The organism is Vibrio sp. JC009 (genome assembly GCF_029016485.1).
GTDB lineage: Bacteria > Pseudomonadota > Gammaproteobacteria > Enterobacterales > Vibrionaceae > Vibrio.
Genome location: NZ_CP092106.1, coordinates 2,306,501 through 2,326,341 on the forward strand (window position 1 = coordinate 2,306,501; position 19,841 = coordinate 2,326,341).

Here is a 19,841-nt window from a genome sequence, read left to right on the forward strand (position 1 = left end):
TGAGGCACCTCTTATCGCTACTTCTCCGGTTACCCGAACCTGCTATGCGAACTGCAAATAACTGTCACCTGAGCACATTCACTTCATCGATGTTATTTCAGCAAAAATATTTGCGTGATTAATATCACAGCAACAAAAATTAATACTAATATTTCCATACAATATCACAATAAAAATATTGACAAAGATCACAACTTAAATACGCGCAAACATTGAAATCTTTATATATCAATCATTTAAACCCGTAATGTTTATAATTAACCTAATTTGCACAGTTATACATCTGATGCTATTGTTTCCCTGCACTGATAATTTAATAATACAAAAGGGAACGATAATGAAAAAGACACTTCTTACTCCTATTTCTCTGGCAATTGCAGGCGTATTAGCAGCTGGTAGCGCCAATGCAGTAACTGTTTACGAAACCGACGATGCTTATATTAAGCTGACAGGTGAAGTAGCGTTTGAACTTACTCGTGATGTTGATGACGGTGATGAAATTGATTCAAAAACCGATAACGTCGATCTGGAAGTTTCAGCGGGTTACAAACTGGAGAATGGTGTTGAGTTGTTTGGCTACTATGCATTTGAGTTTGCCAGCCTGACTGAAGAAGAGAGTGACAGTAAGGACTTTCTAAAAGATCACTACATCGGAGCTAAGAAAGACGGCTGGCTGGTGAAGTACGGTGACATGGACTACGCTGTTGATGATTTTGCGGTTCGTCAAAACCTGGATGCTAAAACAGCAACAGAAATGGTTCTGAACCCTGATGACTCTGAGCGTGGTGGTTCAAAAGAAGTAATCTATGCAAGCTTCAAAGGTGATGGCTACTTTGTTTCTATGTCTCACGACCTGGCTTTAGATGCAGATAGCGACAACAACGATGACGGAGATGAAGAAACAGGCTACGACATCTTTGCTGAAGCTGAGCTGCTTTCAGATTTCTGGGCCGGTGCGACTTACTCTGTACAAGATTACTATGACGACGGTAAATACGCTTCTTACGGCGTTCAGGTAGAATATAAGGGTATCGAAAATCTTTATTTAGGTGCTTCTTATGTATTCGGTGAAAACTACCTGGCAAAAGAGAAAGGTGACAGTGTAAACAACGAAGCGACTGGCTGGGATATTGCGGCTAAGTACAAACTGAACAGCAAGGTATCCGTTGGTGCAGGTGTCGGTATCGCGTCGCCAGATTCAGGTAATGAAAACTACAGCGAAGATGTGACTACCTGGTACGTAAACGCAAACTATAACATCAGAAAGAACCTTGATGTATACGCAGAAGTATACGATGAAGATTCAGATCAGCTAGGTCTGCTAGCTGGTGTATCTTTAGACTTCTAATCTGCTAAAAATTGAGGCTGTTGATCTGATTTTCCTCCCACTGCCTAACAAAATCAGCCTACAGTCTCAATAAAATAGCGCCCTTGCTCACAGCGCTATTTTAACCGCTGACAAAGGCCTGGTATTTCTGCCAGGCCTTTGTTCTATCCGGGGCCCGAAAAATAAAATCCCGGTCAAAAATGCTACACAGCTCCAATATATAATTTCGCTAAACCGCTATTTTTTGCTAATACTTAAAAGCTAAGACAGAATTTCCACCCGTATAAATTTACGAAATATCAATAAATTAAAAAGGAAAGAACATGGACATTGATCTGTTGGTTACGATTGGGATTTTTATTTTTGTTGTAGTTGTCTTTATCGCAGCGGGTGTAAAAACCGTACCTCAGGGCAACAACTGGACAGTTGAACGCTTTGGCCGATACACACACACGCTAAAGCCAGGCCTTAACCTTATCATGCCCTTTATTGACCGTATCGGCTCCAAAATTAATATGATGGAGCGCGTACTGGATATCCCGGCTCAGGAGGTGATTTCAAAAGATAACGCCAATGTGGTTATTGATGCCGTCTGTTTTGTCCAGGTAATTGACGCAGCCAAAGCGGCTTACGAAGTTAACGACCTGGAGCACGCCATCCGGAACCTGACCCTGACAAATATCCGTACCGTACTTGGCTCAATGGAACTGGATGAAATGCTGAGCCAGCGCGATATGATAAATACCAAGCTGCTTTCCATTGTGGACGAAGCGACAAACCCTTGGGGCGTTAAGGTCACCCGTATTGAAATCAAAGATGTTCAGCCACCGACAGACCTGACAGCAGCCATGAATGCGCAGATGAAAGCCGAGCGAAACAAGCGTGCTGAAGTACTTGAGGCAGAAGGTATCCGCCAGGCAGAAATCCTGCGCGCCGAAGGTCAGAAACAGTCTGAAATTCTGAAAGCTGAAGGTGACAAGCAAGCGGCAATACTGCAGGCTGAAGCTCGAGAGCGACAGGCAGAAGCAGAAGCAAAAGCGACGGAAATGGTATCTAACGCTATTGCGCAGGGTGATATGCAGGCCGTAAACTACTTTATCGCTCAGGGTTATACCGAAGCGCTGAAAACCATTGGTCAGGCTGAAAACGGTAAAATCATTATGCTGCCGCTTGAGGCTTCAGGTCTGATGGGTTCCATTGCCGGTATCGCTGAAATGTTTCAACAGCAAAACCAGAAAAAATAACAGGACAAAGATTTGATAGAACTACTGGAACAAGTGAATCACTGGCACTGGATAGCGTTTGGCTTACTTCTGCTATCCGGTGAACTTTTAGGCACCGCCGGATACTTTTTATGGCTGGGCATTTCAGCGGTACTGGTAGGTTTGATCCTTGCGCTGTTACCCATTAGCTGGCAACTGCAATGGACCTCTTTTGCCTGTTTTTCTCTGGTCACCACCTGGCTTTGGTGGCGCTATCAGCATAAAAAGGATCGCTCTTCCGAGCAAGAAAGTACCCTGAATCAGAGAGAAAAGCAGCTGATCGGAAAAACAACCCGTATTGACGAAGGTGTTCAAAGAGGGAATTTCCGCATCCGTATCGGTGATACCACCTGGTCCGCTAAATGCCATCAGGATCTTCCAGCCGGGACATTAGTTAAAGTAACGGATGTGGATGGCATTATTCTGACCGTCGAACCTGAAGAAGGGTAAGCCTTCCTCGTACTTTCAGTCAGGATTTTTTCAGGTCATCCATAATCGGGCAGGCTGAGTTCTGATCACCAGGGCAAGCCTGAATCCAGTTTTCAAGCTGAGCTTTGATCTCCATAAGCTCAGCAATTTTCCCCTCAACCTCCGCCAGCTTATGTTCAGCTTTTTGTTTAACCTCAGCACTGGTCCGGTTGCTGTTATTCGCCAGCTCCACCAGAGACTTACACTCCTCAAGAGAAAAACCGGCTCTCCGGGCTCTGGCGACCACTTTTAGTTCTTCAATATGCTGTTCACCGTACTGCCGGTATCCGTTTTCAGAACGCGATGGCGGAGTGATCACGCCCTTGCTTTCGTACAGGCGGATGGATTTGGCGGAAAGGTTGGTTAGGGTGGCGATTTGGCTTATGTTCATAACAGTAAAACAGTTCGTTACTGCTGTGCAATCCATGCAACGATCTGTTTTCTCTCCTCTTTAGAAGCATTTTTACGCCAGTATATCATCATATTTCTTGGTATAACTACAAGACAAAAAATGACGCTGAGCCAAAGCCCAGCGTCAGTAAATCAAGATGGAAGGTGTGGATTAGAAGCCATATTCCAGGCCTACGCGAACGAACATTTTATCTTCATCCGCACCAGCAGTGCCGTCATTATAAGCACTATGAGAACCAACTCGAATATATGGAACAAAACCGTTCTTCACATACATCAACTGACCGGAAACAACAGCATCCTTATCGTTCATCTTAGTACCGTTAACTTCGGACTCGGCATTATAGGCATAGCCTAGTTTAAAACCCCAAGGGCCATTCCAATACTGACCAATGATAGAGTACTGCGCTTGTTCGCCTTTCTCTCCCGCAAGGTGCTTTGACTCACCTTCGTTATACTTATAAGCACCAGCAAGCCCGAACCCGCCCGGTAGTGGTAACTCAAAGCCCGCAATATAAGTAGTCGAGTCAATATCGGAACCGTCATGTTTTGTATTATGCTCATAACCACCATGCAGTGTAATGACATCCGCAACGCTGTAATGAACCGCTGCACCATAGTGGTTGGAGTCATCTACGCTAACGTCACCACGACCGGTTGAAAGGTTAAAATTAAAACCGCCAAATGCCGGAGAGTCATAGCGTGCAATATCACCCTTACGGTCATAATGCGCTTTTACATCCCCACCCCAGTCAAATACACGACCAAGACCCGGGTTAGAGTATGGCCAGTCAACAATTTCATACAAAGGTGTCAGCATACGGCCGAAGCGCACTTTACCCATATCCCCTTGTAAGCCAATAAAGGTATCCCGGTTACCAAGTGTGGCTCCGTCGCCATTTTCACCTACATAACCAGACTCTATCTGCATAAAGACATTCACGCCCTCAAGCATATCCTTACTGGCTCGGAAGCCAATTCTTGACTCATTATCGTAGTTATAACCCGTCCCGTCTTCCTGAGCGAAAACAGAAATCGCGGCAACACCGTATGCTTCAACATTAAAGTCAGACATGATACCGACCTGAGAAGTCTCAGCACCGCTTGCAAAAGCCGTAGTCCCAAACATCATTGTCGACGCCACTGCTGCACCAACTAAAGTGCGTTTAAAAAGTTTTTCCATGGATAACTCCTAAAAATATATAGCTGCTTTAATGCTTCCCCTCTTAAGTTGGCCGCCGAAGAAGGAAAGCAATTATTTTTAAAATCAATAAGTTCTGTTACTGATTTTTATAACCGGAACAAAATACCGGCTTGCATACAGACTATTTTTACTCCGCAAATTATCAATGGAATTTTAGTTTTCAATTTTAAAAATATGACGTCCGGCAAAGTTTTTACAGAATGAAGATCTAAATCACATAGATTCAATTAATCATTAAATATCAGCACATTAAAACGATTTATTATTTGATGAGGTTTTCTGTATTGAAACTGAACAAAACAAAAGCAGAGGAGTTATCATCAGAAAACGACCCGGTTATTTCTTGATGTGAATTAATGTATGCGATATTGAACGTTCTCGTTCCCACGGTCCCCGTGGGAATGCATATCAGACTTAAAGGCACTAACCTTGTTTAACTTTATTTCCTGTTTTTTTAGTGTGTTACGTGGAAGCCTTTAGCTTCCGTATGCAATGGCATGGACTCCCTCACCTTCGTCGAAAATATCGGCTAAGGTAAGAGTGTCAACTAAAAAGGAGCCCATGCCATGAACAAGAATATCACTATTTCTATCGACCTTGCTAAGACTGTTATTCAAGTTGCGATAATTAATAAGCACGGAAAGCTTTCATCTAATCAAAAAGTATCTCAATCAAAGTTAATTTCAATGGTGGCTAAGCACCCCAAAGCTGTTATTTGTATGGAAGCTTGTGCAACGGCTCATTATTGGGGTCGAAAGTTCCAGCAGGCAGGACATCAAGTCTTACTCGTGCCTGCTCAGATCGCCGCTAAGTATCGCTCGGGAAATAAAAATGATCCCAATGATGCTTTGGCTATTTATGAAGCCAGTCAGCGGACAGATATTCATTTCGTTCCGGTTAAAACTGTTGAACAGCAAGATCTTGCCTGCTTACTAAGACTGCGGGAAGGTTATATTAAGCAACGAACACAGCTTGCTAACCGTATCCGGGGGCTTGCGATGGAATATGGCATCAAATTTCCCATAGGAATCAATTCGCTCAGAAAACAGCTACCGTTTGAGTTGGAAAATGCTGAAAATGAATTAACCCATGCTGCTCGGTTTATTCTAAATAATCTTAAAGAACAGTTGCTCGCGCTTGATACCCAAATTGATGATGCCACTCAAGCTCTTACCAATCAGGCAAAACAAAATGAAGATTGTAAGCTTTTAGCCTCGTTACCGGGTATTTCATGGATTTCAGGCAGTGCTTTGTATGCCAGGTTAGGAAATGCATCGGCTTATAAGTGTGGTAGGGATGCAAGCGCAAGCATTGGATTAGTGCCTGCTCATACAGGAAGTGGAGGTAGAAATATCAACCTTGGCATTACTAAGCGAGGAGATCGTTATCTCAGAGCTCTTGTCGTTCATGGTGCCCGAGCTGTAGTTAGTCATGTCAAAGATAAAACTGATCCACTTAGTCAGTGGATACGCTCTCTGTTAGAGAGAAACCATGTGAATAAAGTCGTTATTGCTCTAGCGAATAAGATAGTCAGGATGGCGTGTGCCATATTGAAATCAAAACAGCCTTACCAGCTTAAGTTAGCTTAACTGAAATAAGGTAAAGCTGAATTTGGAGCAAACGACAAACCAGCGTAATAGCAAGTAATTAAGATAAAGTGTTAGCACAGCACACAAGGCAAACTCTGTGTGGGAATGAGGCAATAAATGCCTGGACTGCGATTAGAAGCCTTGTTAGTGGATTTAGCCATAAAGGTTCGGGGTAGCGCCCCATGATGAAACCGAATATACGTGCACTTGCATAAACTCTTATTATCTTAAACTACTTGTGTTACAGGGGGAGTCCATATACATTCCCACGCTGGAGATGTATGGACTCCCGGCTCCCTCAGGAGTAGCGTAATAAGCGACCAAACTTTTACAAAAGGAGTCCATACATGAAATATTCTACCGTTATTGCTATTGACCTTGCAAAGAGTGTTTTTCAGGTCTGTAAGATGAATTTCGATGGCAAGATTATTTTTAATCGAGAAATGAGCCGTAAGAAACTGCTGGAATTTTTAGCCAGGGAAAAAGCAACACTGGTAGCAATGGAGTCATGCAGTACAACCAACTATTGGGCTCGATATGCTAAAGAGCAAGGGCATGAAGTGAAGGCTATTGCCCCACGTCGGGCAGCTGCATTCAGGCAGGGCCAAAAAACCGATGCCAATGACGCTATTGCCATTGCTATCGCAGCTACGCAATCTCAAATAAAATCCTGTCGCATACCAACCGTTGAAGAGCAGTGTCAGCAATCCATCGTTCATATGCGAGATCTACTGGTTAGGCAGAAGGTAAGTATAAGTAATCAACTGCGTTCCTATTTACTGGAGTTTGGCATTCCGATCACTAAAGGTGATAAAGCATTGAGAGAAGCCATTCCTTATGTTCTTGAGGACGCTGATAACGGATTAACCGGCCAGTTTAGAGCTTGCCTGAGTCAGATGTATGAGCAGTTTATAAATTTGATAGAGCAAGTAGAAGCTTTTACACAACAACTACAGCAGTCAATAGCGCAAGATAAAGTGTGCAGGCGGTTACAAGCTCTGGAGGGGGTTGGCCCAGTATGCTCAGTTTTATTAAAAGTAGCGTTAGGCCAGGCAGAGCATTTTAGTAAGGGTAGAGAAGCTTCAGCTTGTCTGGGGTTAACACCCGTTCAACACAGTAGTGGTGGTAAACAGAAAATAGGTTCTATCGCTAAAAAGTGTGGTCACAACATGTTGCGTAGTGCACTCTTTCGAGGAGCCTTAACAGTTGTGTGTAAACTGGAAAAACGAGAAGCCCGGACAGGAAAAGAGCAATGGCTTAAAGATCTGACCACAAGGCGAGGCAAAAAAGTTGCAGCTATTGCTTTGGCAAATAAAACGGTGAGAACGGCTCTTGCCATGATAAAAAGTGATGAGGAATATAAGCCACAACCACTTGTGGCTTAATACCAGGTTAGTCAAAAAGAACGTAAGAACAAACAGGTAAGACCAACCTTCAAGAGACTGGCCCATGCTCAGGTAGAAACTACCGTGCGGGAGATAAAGTCATGAAGGTGCGAATACATCGAAGAGGCCGAGGTAGCTCCTCAGTTAGAGCCCGTATATAAGCAAGCATCTGACCTCTGTTCTAATAAACTTTTTGACAACACCCGGGAGTCCATATAAGCATGGGAACGAGGGCGTGGTTCCTGAGGTACAAAAAAGGCTACCAAATGGTAGCCTTCGAAAATTAACGCTTATAAGAATAACTACTGAGTACTATTCAGCAAATCCACAAGAGCCTGCTCATCACGGACTTCTACACCCAGATCCTGTGCTTTGGTCAGCTTTGAACCGGCGGCTTCGCCTGCAAACAGAATATCTGTCTTCTTGGACACACTTCCGGTTACCTTAGCACCGAGCGCCTGTAGCACAGCCTTAGCGTCATTGCGGCTCATCTGGGAAAGAGAGCCGGTCAGAACAACCACTTTTCCTGCCAGAGGCTGAGGCGTATCTTCTGATACTTCTTCGATCTCCGGCCAGTTGATTCCCTGCTCCAGAAGATCAGCGATAACCTTCTGGTTTCTCTCTTCATGGAAAAAGGCCACAAGATGGCTGGCAACAATACCGCCAACATCCGGCACTTCAATCAGTTGATCCTGGGTTGCTGTCTGGACTTTCTCCAGCGTTTTAAAGTGCTGAGCCAGGTTTGCAGCTGTTGCCTCACCCACTTCGCGGATACCCAGAGAGTAGAGGAAACGAGGCAAGGTTGTCAGTTTAGACTTCTCCAGTGCATCCACTACATTCTGCGCAGACTTTGGTCCCATTCTTTCCAGAACCGTCAGTCTTCCGGCAGACAGCTTGAACAGATCCGCCGGAGTCTCGATCATCTCTTTATCCACCAGCTGTTCGATAACCTTTACGCCAAGACCATCGACATCCAGAGCCTTACGGGAGACGAAATGCTTAAGCGCCTCTTTTCGCTGAGCCTGACAAACCAGACCACCGCTACAACGGGTAACCGCTTCGCCTTCAACACGCTCAACCTCTGACTGACAAACCGGGCAGTGCTCCGGAAAAACAATCTCTTTGGCATCATCAGGTCGACGGTCCATCACAACAGACGTCACCTGCGGAATCACATCACCGGCGCGGCGAATAACAACAGTATCGCCAATTTTAATACCCAGCCTTTCAATTTCATCAGCGTTATGAAGCGTGGCGTTACTTACGGTTACGCCACCAACAAATACCGGTTCAAGCTTGGCGACCGGTGTAATTGCGCCGGTCCGGCCAACCTGAAACTCCACATCGTTAAGCGTGGTGATCTCTTCCTGTGCCGGGAATTTATAAGCGATGGCCCAGCGTGGCGCTCTGGCAACAAAGCCCAGTGTTTCCTGAATGGCAATATCGTCAACCTTAATCACCACACCATCAATCTCATAAGCCAGGTCGTCACGGCGGTTCAGGATATCCGTGTAATAGGCTTTTACTTCCTCAAGTGAGCTGACCTGTCTGGTCTCCGGGCACATAGGCAAGCCCCACCCTTTCAGAGCCAGGAAACGATCATAGTGACTGGCAGGCAGCTCTGCCCCTTCAACCACACCAACGCTGTAAGCATAAAAGCTTAGCGGACGTGACGCTGTGATTTTTGAGTCAAGCTGTCGCAGGCTTCCTGCTGCCGCGTTTCTCGGGTTAGCAAATACCTTCTGGCCTGTTTTTAGCGCCTTTTCATTCAGAGCATCAAAACCGGCTTTTGGCATAAATACCTCACCACGGACTTCAATACGCTGCGGCCAGCCTTCGCCCTGAAGCTTAAGCGGAATGGCTTTGATGGTGCGTACGTTTTCCGTAATATTTTCACCGGTACTGCCATCACCACGGGTTGCCGCCTGAACCAGAGTGCCGTTTTCATATAAAAGGCTAACGGCAAGGCCATCCAGTTTTGGCTCGCAGCAGTAGGCGGAAATTTCTGTCACCGTTGCAAGGCGGTCTGTCATTCTCTTCTGGAAGGCATCCAGCTCTTCATCACTGAAGGCGTTGTCCAGTGAAAGCATCGGAATCTCATGGGATACCTGAGTAAAGCCATCAAGAGGCTCTCCTCCAACGCGCTGGCTTGGTGAGTCCAGAGTCACCAGTTCAGGGTGCTCGCTCTCCAGTTGAAGCAGCTCGCGCATCATGCGGTCGTATTCCGCATCAGGAATTTCCGGGCTATCTTCTACATAATACTTAACACCATGGTAATGGAGTTGCTCTTTCAGTTGCTTGATTTGTTCTTCGACAGAGTTTGTCATTTTCGGTTTCTTGTATAAATAACTACTAAACAAAGGGCTCCCGAAGGAGCCCATTTAAATTTTTATGCCTGAGCGTTTCGGGCCTTAAAGTCACGAATCTTCAGCTTATATTCATCCAGCTTATCCGGTGTCATCATATTACGCTGATCATCCTGCACGTTTCCGCTCATATCATCTGCAATCTGCTGCGCAGTTTTCAGCATTAGCTTGAAGTTCTGCTCAGGATCACCATAGCAAGGAAGTGTCATAAAGAATGAAATGCCTTTCGTGGTAAAGGTCTCAGGGTCGTCGTGTTTCAAGGTTCCCGGGCGCATCATATTCGCCACGCTAAACAGAACCTTGCCTGTGCCCGACATATCGCTATGACGATGGAAGATATCCATTTCGCCATATTTGAGTCCGTTTCGCTCCATGCTGTCAAACAGCTTACTGCCTTTAAATTCCTGACCCTGCGCACTGTGAACATTGAGAACAATAACCTCAAGCTGCTCTTCCGGCTCTTCCTGAGCTGGCACTGCCTGATCTGCTGCCTCATCCTGTTCAACCATCTCAGGCTCTTCATACTGTTCAGTTACAACCGGCTCTACTGGCTCTGAAACCACTTTCCTTGGTCTGGAAATCATTTCATCGCCGTTTGAGAAAATCACTTCCTGCTCTTCTACCGACTCCTCATCAAGGTTTACCTGAGGGACAAACTCTTCATCAGCGTCTGGCAAATCAATATCCTGATCCAGCGGGTCCACCAGCGGATCGCTATCAAAAGAACGCTCAGCACCAAAACTCGGTTCGCTCTTAGTTTTCCTGATAACTTCAAAGTCATCATTCGCATACTCATTGTTCTGCAGCGGAGTATCTAAATCTGCTTCAGGTGCCTTTGCACCAAACTTTGACTTCCCTTCCTTCTTGCTGGACCACAAGCCATGAACCAAAAGGGCCACAATGGCCAGGCCACCTACCAAGATGAGTACTAATCGCAATTCCTGCATTATTCATTTCTCATATAATTCGAGCACTTTTTAACATGCTAATCATTCATTCCATTAGCCAATCGGGTTACTTTACCAAAACTCTATACCCAAGTAACCTCTAGATACTTGATTCTTTGCACGCTTTTTTTCTTTTCTCAGACAAGTACAATAGCCAACAGTAAAAAAATCTTAGATTAGGTAACTTCAATGAAACAAAGTGGTTTCGGATATTTTATTCAGGGATTCAGTATTGCAATGACGCCGGGCATCAGGCGCTTTGTGTTTTTCCCGCTATTAGCGAACATTTTGCTGCTGGGCGGCGCTATGTTCTACCTGTTTTCCAACCTTAACGAGTGGATTAACGCCTGGATAGGCTATATGCCCGACTGGCTGTCCTGGCTCACTTATATCCTGTGGCCGGTACTGACTATCACCATTCTTGGTACCTTCTCCTATTTCTTCAGCACCATAGCAAACTTTATTGCCGCACCATTTAACGGCCTGCTGGCAGAGAAAGTAGAAGAAAAGCTGTGCGGTAAACTGGACAGCAATACCAGTGTGTTCGAGCTGCTAAAAGACACCCCACGCATTCTTCTCAGAGAATGGCAGAAGCTGATGTACTTCGCACCAAAAGCCATCGGCCTGTTTGTCCTTCTGTTAATCCCGGCACTGGGCCAGACCGTAGGCCCGTTCCTGTGGTTTATCTTCTCAGCCTGGATTCTGGCCATTCAGTACTGTGACTATCCTTTCGATAACCACAAAGTCCCGTTCCGCGCCATGAGGGATGACCTGAAAGGCAAGCAGGGGAAAGCATATGGATTTGGCGTTATGGTCGCGCTATTTACCGCTATCCCGATTCTTAACCTGATTGTCATGCCGGTCGCGGTTTGCGGAGCTACGGCTATGTGGGTTGAGGAGTTTAAGGGGAATTATAAGTAATTAGGCTATGGGCTATAGGGTTATAGGGCTATAAGGATAGAAGCCCCCATAGCCCCATAGCCCCATAGCCCCATAGCCCCATAGCCCCATAGCCCCATAGCCCCATAGCCCCATAATAGCCCATCCTCACTCTTCTACATATCATATAACCATCTGATCTTTTCCCCCTTTTCCTCCGCGTCGTATTCTTTCCCCATATTCATCAAACATGAACAGCATCTTCCGGTGCGAAGAAGGATTACAGTTATGAGCAAAATCTACGAAGACAACTCTTTAACCATTGGTAACACTCCCCTTGTCCGTCTTAATAAAGTAAGTAACGGCAACGTTCTGGCGAAAGTTGAAGCGCGTAACCCAAGCTTCTCTGTTAAAGACCGTATCGGCGCAAACATGATTTGGGATGCAGAAAAAAGCGGCAAGCTAAAGCCCGGCGTTGAAATCGTAGAGCCGACCAGTGGTAACACAGGTATCGCGCTGGCATTTGTTGCAGCGGCACGTGGTTATAAGCTGACTCTGACCATGCCTGAGTCCATGAGCCTTGAGCGTCGTAAGCTGCTAAAAGCACTGGGCGCTAACCTTGAGCTGACGGAAGCGGCAAAAGGAATGAAGGGGGCGATTGCTAAAGCAGAAGAGATCGTCGCCAGCGCTCCTGAGAAATACATCCTGCTTCAGCAGTTCGAAAACCCGGCTAACCCGGAAATCCACGAAAAAACAACCGGCCCTGAGATCTGGGAAGCCACTGACGGTGAAGTTGATGTGGTTGTAGCAGGCGTTGGTACCGGCGGTACTATTACTGGCACATCTCGCTATATCAAAGGTGAAAAAGGCAAAGCGATTACATCGGTGGCCGTAGAACCGGCAGAGTCACCTGTTATCACTCAGGTACTTGCGGGGGATGACGTTCAGCCGGCACCACACAAAATTCAGGGCATTGGTGCCGGGTTCATTCCGGGCAACCTGGACCTTGAACTATTAGATCGCGTAGAGACGGTAACTTCTGAAGAAGCTATCGAAATGGCTCGCCGTTTGATGGAAGAGGAAGGCATTCTGGCCGGAATTTCATCCGGTGCAGCCGTTGTAGCTGCAAATCGTATTGCTGAATTACCAGAATTTAAAGGTAAAAAAATTGTTACAATTTTACCTAGTTCTGGTGAACGATATTTAAGTACAGCCTTGTTTTCAGGACTATTTACCGAAAAAGAGAACCAGCAATAATTTTGTAACATATACGTGCTTACATCAAACTTTCAATAAAAAAAGCTCCGAAACGGGGCTTTTTTATTGATCCTCTCCTCACCTTTGGTAATATCAACCCATCTTTTATTTCTAGCTTCAAAATAATACAGCTAGAATACAAATTTAGTTGAAAGCTCACCTGAGTATTTCGGCATAATTTAGTTGTAACAATTTGCTTCTTTCTAAGATTTGAGACGCAATTTAAGGCAGGATAATCTTCAGATAAGTAAGCTAAATCAGTTACAAACAAACATAAAATAAATCAATTGGGGTATATCACATGTATCAGAAGCAAGTAGAAATCACTGCAGAAAACGGTCTTCACACTCGTCCAGCGGCTCAGTTCGTTAAAGAAGCGAAGTCTTTCGATGCAGACATCAACGTAACTTCTAACGGCAAAAGCGCTAGCGCAAAAAGCCTATTCAAGCTACAGACTCTTGGCCTGGTAAAAGGTACTGTAGTAACTATCTCAGCTGAAGGCCCACAAGCTCAGCAAGCTGTAGATCACCTAGTTGCTCTTATGGACAAGCTAGACTAATAAAAGCTTCCGCTCACAAAGCCATTTTGTATGACAAAATGGCTTTGTCTGCATTCAAGCTATATAAAAATATGGATATTGACAAGCTGTCAGCGTCAGCTTAGATAACCATCCCCCACGCACCTATTACACAACCAATCTAAGGTAAGGCTATGATTTCAGGAATTCTAGCATCCCCAGGCGTTGCTTACGGTAAAGCACTACTACTTCAAGAAGACGAAATTGTTCTTAACACTGGCACTATTGCTGACGATCAGGTAGAAGCGGAAGTTCAGCGTTTCTTCGACGCTCGTAACAAGTCATCACAGCAGCTTGAAGTTGTAAAACAAAAAGCACTAGAGTCTCTAGGCGAAGAAAAAGAAGCTATCTTCGAAGGCCACATCATGCTTCTTGAAGATGAAGAACTTGAAGAAGAAATCCTTGCACTAATCAAAAATGACAAGCTGTACGCAGACAACGCGATTCACACAGTAATCGAAGAGCAAGCATCTGCTCTTGAGTCTCTGGATGATGAATACCTGAAAGAGCGTGCAACAGACATCCGTGATATCGGTAAGCGTTTTGTTAAGAATGCTCTTGGTATCAACATTGTTTCTCTTGCTGATATCGATGAAGAAGTAATCCTGGTTGCTTACGACCTGACTCCATCTGAAACTGCACAGATCAACCTTGACTATGTTCTTGGGTTCGCTTGTGACATCGGTGGCCGTACTTCTCACACATCTATCATGGCTCGCTCTCTTGAGCTTCCTGCGATTGTTGGTACAAACGACATCACGGCTCAGGTGAAGAACGGTGACACTCTTGTTCTTGACGCAATCAACAACAAGATCGTGATCAACCCTTCTGAAGCAGAACTTGCTGAAGCAAAAGCAAACCGCGACGCATTCCTTGCTGAGAAAGAAGAGCTGGCTAAGCTGAAAGATCTTCCAGCAGTAACACTGGATGACCACCACGTAGAAGTGTGCGGTAACATCGGTACTGTTAAAGACTGTGACGGTATCAACCGTAACGGTGGTGAAGGTGTTGGCCTGTACCGTACTGAGTTCCTGTTTATGGACCGTACAGCACTTCCTACTGAAGAAGAGCAGTACCAGGCGTACAAAGAAGTTGCTGAAGCAATGAATGGCCAGTCCGTTATCATCCGTACTATGGATATCGGTGGTGACAAAGACCTGCCATACATGGATCTTCCAAAAGAGATGAACCCGTTCCTTGGCTGGCGTGCAGTACGTATCAGCCTTGACCGTCGTGAAATCCTGAAAGATCAGCTACGTGGTATTCTGCGTGCATCTGCTCACGGTAAGCTTCGCATCATGTTCCCGATGATTATTTCTGTTGAAGAAATCCGCGAACTGAAGAAAGCTATCGAAGAATACAAAGCGGAACTACGCGCTGAAGGCCTTGCATTCGACGAAGAAATCGAAATCGGTGTAATGGTTGAAACTCCAGCTGCTGCAGCTATCGCACACCACCTTGCGAAAGAAGTTTCTTTCTTTAGTATTGGTACAAACGACTTAACCCAGTATACTCTTGCAGTAGACCGTGGTAACGAGCTTATCTCACACTTGTATAACCCACTATCACCTGCTGTACTTACAGTAATCAAGCAAGTGATCGACGCTTCTCATAAAGAAGGCAAGTGGACAGGTATGTGTGGTGAGCTTGCAGGCGATGAGCGCGCAACTCTACTTCTTCTGGGTATGGGCCTGGATGAGTTCAGTATGAGTGGCATTTCAATTCCTCGCATTAAGAAAGTTGTTCGTAATGCGAACTACGCAGAAGTTAAAGCTATGGCTGATGAAGCACTACAAATGGCGACTGCTGCTGAAATTGAAGCTCATGTTGAAAAATTTATCGCAGAAAAATCAAACTGATATTATAATTCAGTGAAATAAGACTAAACCTTTAGGAGCACGACATGGGTCTGTTTGACAAACTTAAGAAGCTTGTATCTGACGACAGCGCGGATGCAGGAGCAATTGATATCATCGCACCACTATCTGGTGAGATCGTAAATATCGAAGATGTGCCAGATGTTGTATTTGCAGAAAAGATTGTTGGTGACGGTATCGCAATCAAGCCTGCAGGCAACAAAATGGTAGCTCCTGTAAATGGTACTATCGGTAAGATCTTCGAAACCAACCACGCTTTCTCTATCGAGTCTGACGACGGTGTTGAACTATTTGTTCACTTCGGTATCGATACAGTAGAGCTTAAGGGTGAAGGTTTCACTCGCATCGCTGAAGAAGGTCAGTCAGTTAAAGCTGGCGACACAGTGATCGAATTCGACCTTGCTTTCCTTGAAGAAAAAGCAAAATCAACTCTAACTCCAGTTGTTATTTCTAACATGGACGAAATCAAAGAGCTGAACAAACTTGCTGGTTCTGTAACAGTTGGTGAAACGCCTGTTTTACGTGTTACTAAATAAGATTACTTAGAAAGTAATTATAAAAAGCCCGCTTTGCGGGCTTTTTTGTTTTTATTTTTGGCCCTCGGCCCTGGGAAAGAGATACTTTTTTGCTCTTTCCCAGAGCCAGAAACCTAGGGCCCAGGGCCGCTATTCATAAAACCTCCCCCCTTCCCCCGCCCGGGTCAATATCCCGTCACAAGGCGCAAATCTGTCCCCGTACTTCTCTGCGAACTGATTCATTTTTTCAACCAGTGCCTCTAAGCCAAACTGGTCCATATATCTGAACGGGCCGCCTAAGAATGGCGGGAAGCCTATGCCGAAGATGGCGCCTATATCGCCGTCTCTGGCTGAGCGGATGATGCCTTCGTCCAGGCATCGGACGGCTTCGTTTAGTAGTGGGAAAACGCACCTCAAAGCGATATCTTGTTCAGATAGTTTTCGTTCTGGTGACAGGTGTAACAAGGTATAAACGCCGGTATCAACCTTCTTGTCTTTACCTTTATAGATATAAAAGCCTTTGCCGCTTTTTCTGCCCTTTCGGTCATCGCTAAGCAGTTTGTCAAACACATCCTCCGGACCACGGAAGCGTTCACCCAGCTCATCGACCAGTATCGGCATGACTTTGGCACCGATATCCACACCAACTTCATCCAGCAGGTTTATCGGGCCAACCGGGAAGCCGAAGTTAAGTAAGGCGTTATCCAGCGCGTCTATCGGCTCTCCTGTCATCAGGATACGGGCGGCTTCGTTCATATACGGAGCAAGAATGCGATTTACATAAAATCCGGCCTTATCTTTTACCACAATTGGTGTCTTACCCTGCTTGCGGGCAAACTCAGCCACTGTGGAGATGGTTTCGTCGGATGTACCTTCATGAGGAATGACCTCCACCAAAGGCATTTTTTCGGCCGGACTGAAATAGTGCAGGCCAATGATATTTTCCGGCCTTGCCGCTTTTTCTGCAATTTGATGGATTGGGAGCGAAGAAGTGTTAGTTGCAAAGATAGTCTCTGCTTTGGCGTTTTCTTCTATATCCTGCACCATTTTTTGTTTCAGATTCAGATCTTCAAATACCGCTTCCACCACAATATCTGCAGCGGAGAAACCGCTGAAATCCACTCCGCCGGATAACATCATCATCTTTGACTGTAACTGTGCTTTGCTGAGTATTCGTCTTTTACGCTGCTTATCAAACAGCTTGTAGTTATACTGCAAAGCGTTCAGTACCCCGTCGTTGGAGATATCTTTTATCCTCACCGGCACTTTAGCCTTAGCAGCAGAGATATGGGCAATACCAGCCCCCATTAAACCACCACCTAAAACAGCGGCTTTTTTGATATTTCTGCCGGGGGCATCTGACCCTGAATCCTTTTTCATTTCGGTTGTAGCAAAGAATATGGAGCGCAGAGCCTTCGACTCAGATGTCATCACCAGCTTTGCGAATTCCTGAGCTTCATACTCCAAGCCTTTCTTCATGCCATTTTGCAGGCCATAACGGATAGCCTTCAGAATTGCGTCAGCGGCAGGGTAGTTGCCCCTTGTCTTCTTAAACGCCTGCTTCGCAGCCTGATCGAAAATCACTTTTCTTCCCAGCGGATTACGGGACATAAGACGCTCTTTACCGGTCGTCTTCAGCTTGCGCTTAGGCTTTTGCGCATACTGCTTTGCAACGTCCAATAAGATGCTTTGAGGAACACTTTCATCCACCAGGCCAAGTTTCTTCGCTTTTTTCGCTCTGACCTGCTTTCCTGTAAGGATGATATCCAGTGAAGGAAGCAGCCCGATCAGCCTTGGCAGCCTTTGAGTGCCACCTGAGCCAGGCAAGAGTCCCAGCTGTACTTCAGGCAGACCTAAACGGGTTTTATCGTCATCAGAGCAGATCCGGTAATCACAGGAAAGCGCCATCTCCAGACCACCACCAAGGCAGATGCCATGAATAGCCGCCACTACCGGGCATTTCAGGGCGCTAATACGATCAAATACCAGCTGACCTCTTCTCGCCAGCTCTTCTGCTTCTTTTTCAGACTGACAGGCATCCAGCATGCGCACATCCGCACCGGCAATAAAGCTATCCGGCTTACCTGAGCAGATAACGATGCTAGCAACCTCTTTATCGCCATTTTCTATTTCAGACAGAAACTCTTCCATTTCAGTGATGGAATCGGCCCTGAGCACATTCATCGACTCATCAGCAACATCCAGCGTCAGCCAGGCAATCTTATCTTCGTCTATTTTTAGCTGCAGTGATTTTATTTCGCTCATTATTCAGCCTCCAATACCATTGCCGCACCCAAGCCACCAGCAGCACAGGCAGTATTTAATGCTAAGCCGCCTCCACGGCGCTTTAGCTCTCTTAGCGTCTGAATTATCATCCGCGCCCCGGTTGCAGCAAATGGATGCCCATACGCTATCGAACTGCCCAGAACATTAAACTTATCCATATCGATTTCACCGATAGCCTTTGATCGGCCCAGTTTTTCCTGAGCAAATTTATCACTGGCAAACATTTTTACGTTCGCCAGCGTCTGCGCAGCAAAAGCCTCGTGCATCTCAATTAAATCCAAATCAGAAAGTTCAATCCCCGCTCTTTCAAGGGCAAGCGGCGTTGAGTATGAAGGCCCCATCAGCATATCGTGGGAAACCTGATTGGCGGTAAAAGCGTAAGAACGAATATAACCAAGCACTTCCATCCCCAGCTCCTTCGCCCTGCCTTCTCTCATAAGAAGAATTGCCGCGCCGCCATCGGTAAGCGGAGTGCTGTTGGCAGCGGTTACTGAACCAAACTTTTTATCAAAAGCAGGTCTGAGTCTGGCATAGCTTTCCAAATTGGAGTCGTGGCGAATATTGTTGTCCCGATCTATCCACTTTTTATAGGGTTCAGGAAAGGCTGCCATCACCTCATCACGGATCTTGCCTTCATTCCATGCCTGAGAGGCCAGCGTATGGGAGCGGTGTGCCAGTTCATCCTGATCGCTTCGGCTGATCCCGTAACTTTTAGCCATCTGCTCAGCAGTCTGCCCCATGGAAAGGCCGGTGGAATACTCGGCAACAGCAGGAGGAACAGGAGCAAGATCTTTCAGCGAGAGTTGTTTGGCGATACTGAGTTTCTGGCCCAGAGTTTTCGCTTTGCTTAAGGCAATCAGGCTGGCCGCCAGCTTTTTGGATACCCCGATAGGAAGAACAGAAGATGAGTCAGCACCACCGGCAATACCTATATCGATATTCCCGGCCATAATGCTCTCAGCAATATTCACCGAAGCCTGAAAGCTGGTTGCGCAGGCTCTGGTAACACTGTACGCATCAGTACTGACCTTCATCCCGGTACCCAGTACTATCTCTCTGGCAATATTTGGTGCAGCGGGCATCTGGATAACCTGACCATAAACCACCTGCTCCACCATTTCCGGCGCAAGCTCTGTTCTGGTCAGCAGTTCATTAACCACCATTTTACCGAGGTCCACCGCCGGAACCTGAGCAAACTCAGTGCTCTGTCTGGCAAATGGGGTTCTTAAACCGGCGACAATTGCAATTCTCTCTCCGGAGCGAGTCCTGACTTCCTGCCTGCTCATGGTTTCTCCATCCTGTTCTGCTGTCATTAAGCACATTGTAACGAAAATGTTACCAGACTCAAACGTGCGTTTAAAAAACGTGATTAGACAAACATCAGCTTCTATAACTCAATGTATTTTGGGGAATAAAAACAATATAAGAAGAAAATAGAAATAGCGGGGTTTGTTAAATAAACTAAAGGGTGGATCTGAGACAAAAAAAAAC

Annotated in this window: 16 protein-coding genes; 10 read left to right on the forward strand and 6 right to left on the reverse strand. The window is 45.8% G+C overall.

Annotation, left to right across the window (positions count from 1 at the left end):
• Nucleotides 1–337 precede the first annotated feature (337 nt).
• The 3 genes from L3Q72_RS10215 (at nt 338) to L3Q72_RS10225 (ending at nt 3,039) form a co-directional block, all read left to right on the forward strand.
• Complete coding sequence (locus L3Q72_RS10215) at nt 338–1,348, forward strand: porin (RefSeq protein ID WP_275129846.1); 1,011 nt, start codon at nt 338–340, stop codon at nt 1,346–1,348.
• A gap of 302 nt (nt 1,349–1,650) precedes the next feature.
• On the forward strand, nt 1,651–2,571 hold the full coding sequence (locus L3Q72_RS10220; RefSeq protein ID WP_275129847.1) for an SPFH domain-containing protein: 921 nt from the start codon (nt 1,651–1,653) through the stop codon (nt 2,569–2,571).
• Between the two features lie 12 nt (nt 2,572–2,583).
• Complete coding sequence (locus L3Q72_RS10225) at nt 2,584–3,039, forward strand: NfeD family protein (RefSeq protein WP_275129848.1); 456 nt, start codon at nt 2,584–2,586, stop codon at nt 3,037–3,039.
• Between the two features lie 19 nt (nt 3,040–3,058).
• Here L3Q72_RS10225 and cueR read toward each other — a convergent pair whose 3' ends face one another.
• Nucleotides 3,059–3,448: a Cu(I)-responsive transcriptional regulator gene (cueR, locus tag L3Q72_RS10230; RefSeq protein ID WP_275129849.1), complete on the reverse strand. Its 390-nt coding sequence runs from the start codon at nt 3,446–3,448 to the stop codon at nt 3,059–3,061.
• Between the two features lie 171 nt (nt 3,449–3,619).
• The gene (locus L3Q72_RS10235) at nt 3,620–4,651 is read right to left on the reverse strand and encodes a porin (protein WP_275129850.1); all 1,032 of its coding nucleotides are present in this window, start codon (nt 4,649–4,651) and stop codon (nt 3,620–3,622) included.
• Between the two features lie 587 nt (nt 4,652–5,238).
• Between L3Q72_RS10235 and L3Q72_RS10240 the strand changes: the two genes are divergently transcribed.
• Nucleotides 5,239–6,261: an IS110 family transposase gene (locus tag L3Q72_RS10240; RefSeq protein WP_275129409.1), complete on the forward strand. Its 1,023-nt coding sequence runs from the start codon at nt 5,239–5,241 to the stop codon at nt 6,259–6,261.
• Between the two features lie 347 nt (nt 6,262–6,608).
• Nucleotides 6,609–7,646, forward strand: a complete 1,038-nt coding sequence (locus tag L3Q72_RS10245) for an IS110 family transposase (protein WP_275129398.1) — start codon at nt 6,609–6,611, stop codon at nt 7,644–7,646.
• Between the two features lie 302 nt (nt 7,647–7,948).
• On the opposite strand, the gene ligA is transcribed toward L3Q72_RS10245, so the two are convergent.
• Together ligA and zipA are read right to left on the reverse strand one after the other, a co-directional pair.
• Entirely contained in the window at nt 7,949–9,973 is a 2,025-nt protein-coding gene (gene ligA / locus L3Q72_RS10250) for an NAD-dependent DNA ligase LigA (protein WP_275129851.1), read from the reverse strand.
• A 62-nt stretch (nt 9,974–10,035) separates the two neighbouring features.
• Nucleotides 10,036–10,959 (reverse strand): cell division protein ZipA, encoded by a 924-nt coding sequence (gene zipA, locus L3Q72_RS10255; protein ID WP_275129852.1) that lies wholly within the window; start codon nt 10,957–10,959, stop codon nt 10,036–10,038.
• A 189-nt stretch (nt 10,960–11,148) separates the two neighbouring features.
• Here zipA and cysZ point away from each other — a divergent pair, with 189 nt between their 5' ends.
• The 5 genes from cysZ to crr all read left to right on the forward strand — a co-directional run bounded on the left by cysZ (nt 11,149) and on the right by crr (nt 16,085).
• Entirely contained in the window at nt 11,149–11,880 is a 732-nt protein-coding gene (cysZ, locus tag L3Q72_RS10260; protein WP_275129853.1) for a sulfate transporter CysZ, read from the forward strand.
• 246 nt (nt 11,881–12,126) lie between these two features.
• Nucleotides 12,127–13,095, forward strand: coding sequence for a cysteine synthase A (gene cysK, locus L3Q72_RS10265; protein ID WP_275129854.1), 969 nt, complete (start codon nt 12,127–12,129; stop codon nt 13,093–13,095).
• A 301-nt stretch (nt 13,096–13,396) separates the two neighbouring features.
• Nucleotides 13,397–13,654 carry an HPr family phosphocarrier protein gene (locus L3Q72_RS10270; protein ID WP_275129855.1) on the forward strand — a complete coding sequence of 86 codons (258 nt, stop codon included), beginning with the start codon at nt 13,397–13,399 and terminating at the stop codon, nt 13,652–13,654.
• Nucleotides 13,655–13,806: 152 nt separating this feature from the next.
• Entirely contained in the window at nt 13,807–15,531 is a 1,725-nt protein-coding gene (gene ptsI / locus L3Q72_RS10275; RefSeq protein ID WP_275129856.1) for a phosphoenolpyruvate-protein phosphotransferase PtsI, read from the forward strand.
• A 44-nt stretch (nt 15,532–15,575) separates the two neighbouring features.
• The gene (gene crr / locus L3Q72_RS10280) at nt 15,576–16,085 is read left to right on the forward strand and encodes a PTS glucose transporter subunit IIA (protein ID WP_275129857.1); all 510 of its coding nucleotides are present in this window, start codon (nt 15,576–15,578) and stop codon (nt 16,083–16,085) included.
• 129 nt (nt 16,086–16,214) lie between these two features.
• On the opposite strand, the gene fadJ is transcribed toward crr, so the two are convergent.
• Nucleotides 16,215–18,329 carry a fatty acid oxidation complex subunit alpha FadJ gene (fadJ, locus tag L3Q72_RS10285; RefSeq protein ID WP_275129858.1) on the reverse strand — a complete coding sequence of 705 codons (2,115 nt, stop codon included), beginning with the start codon at nt 18,327–18,329 and terminating at the stop codon, nt 16,215–16,217.
• Nucleotides 18,329–19,636, reverse strand: coding sequence for an acetyl-CoA C-acyltransferase FadI (fadI, locus tag L3Q72_RS10290; protein WP_275132095.1), 1,308 nt, complete (start codon nt 19,634–19,636; stop codon nt 18,329–18,331). The genes fadJ and fadI overlap by 1 nt, the downstream gene beginning before the upstream one ends.
• Nucleotides 19,637–19,841: the final 205 nt, after the last annotated feature.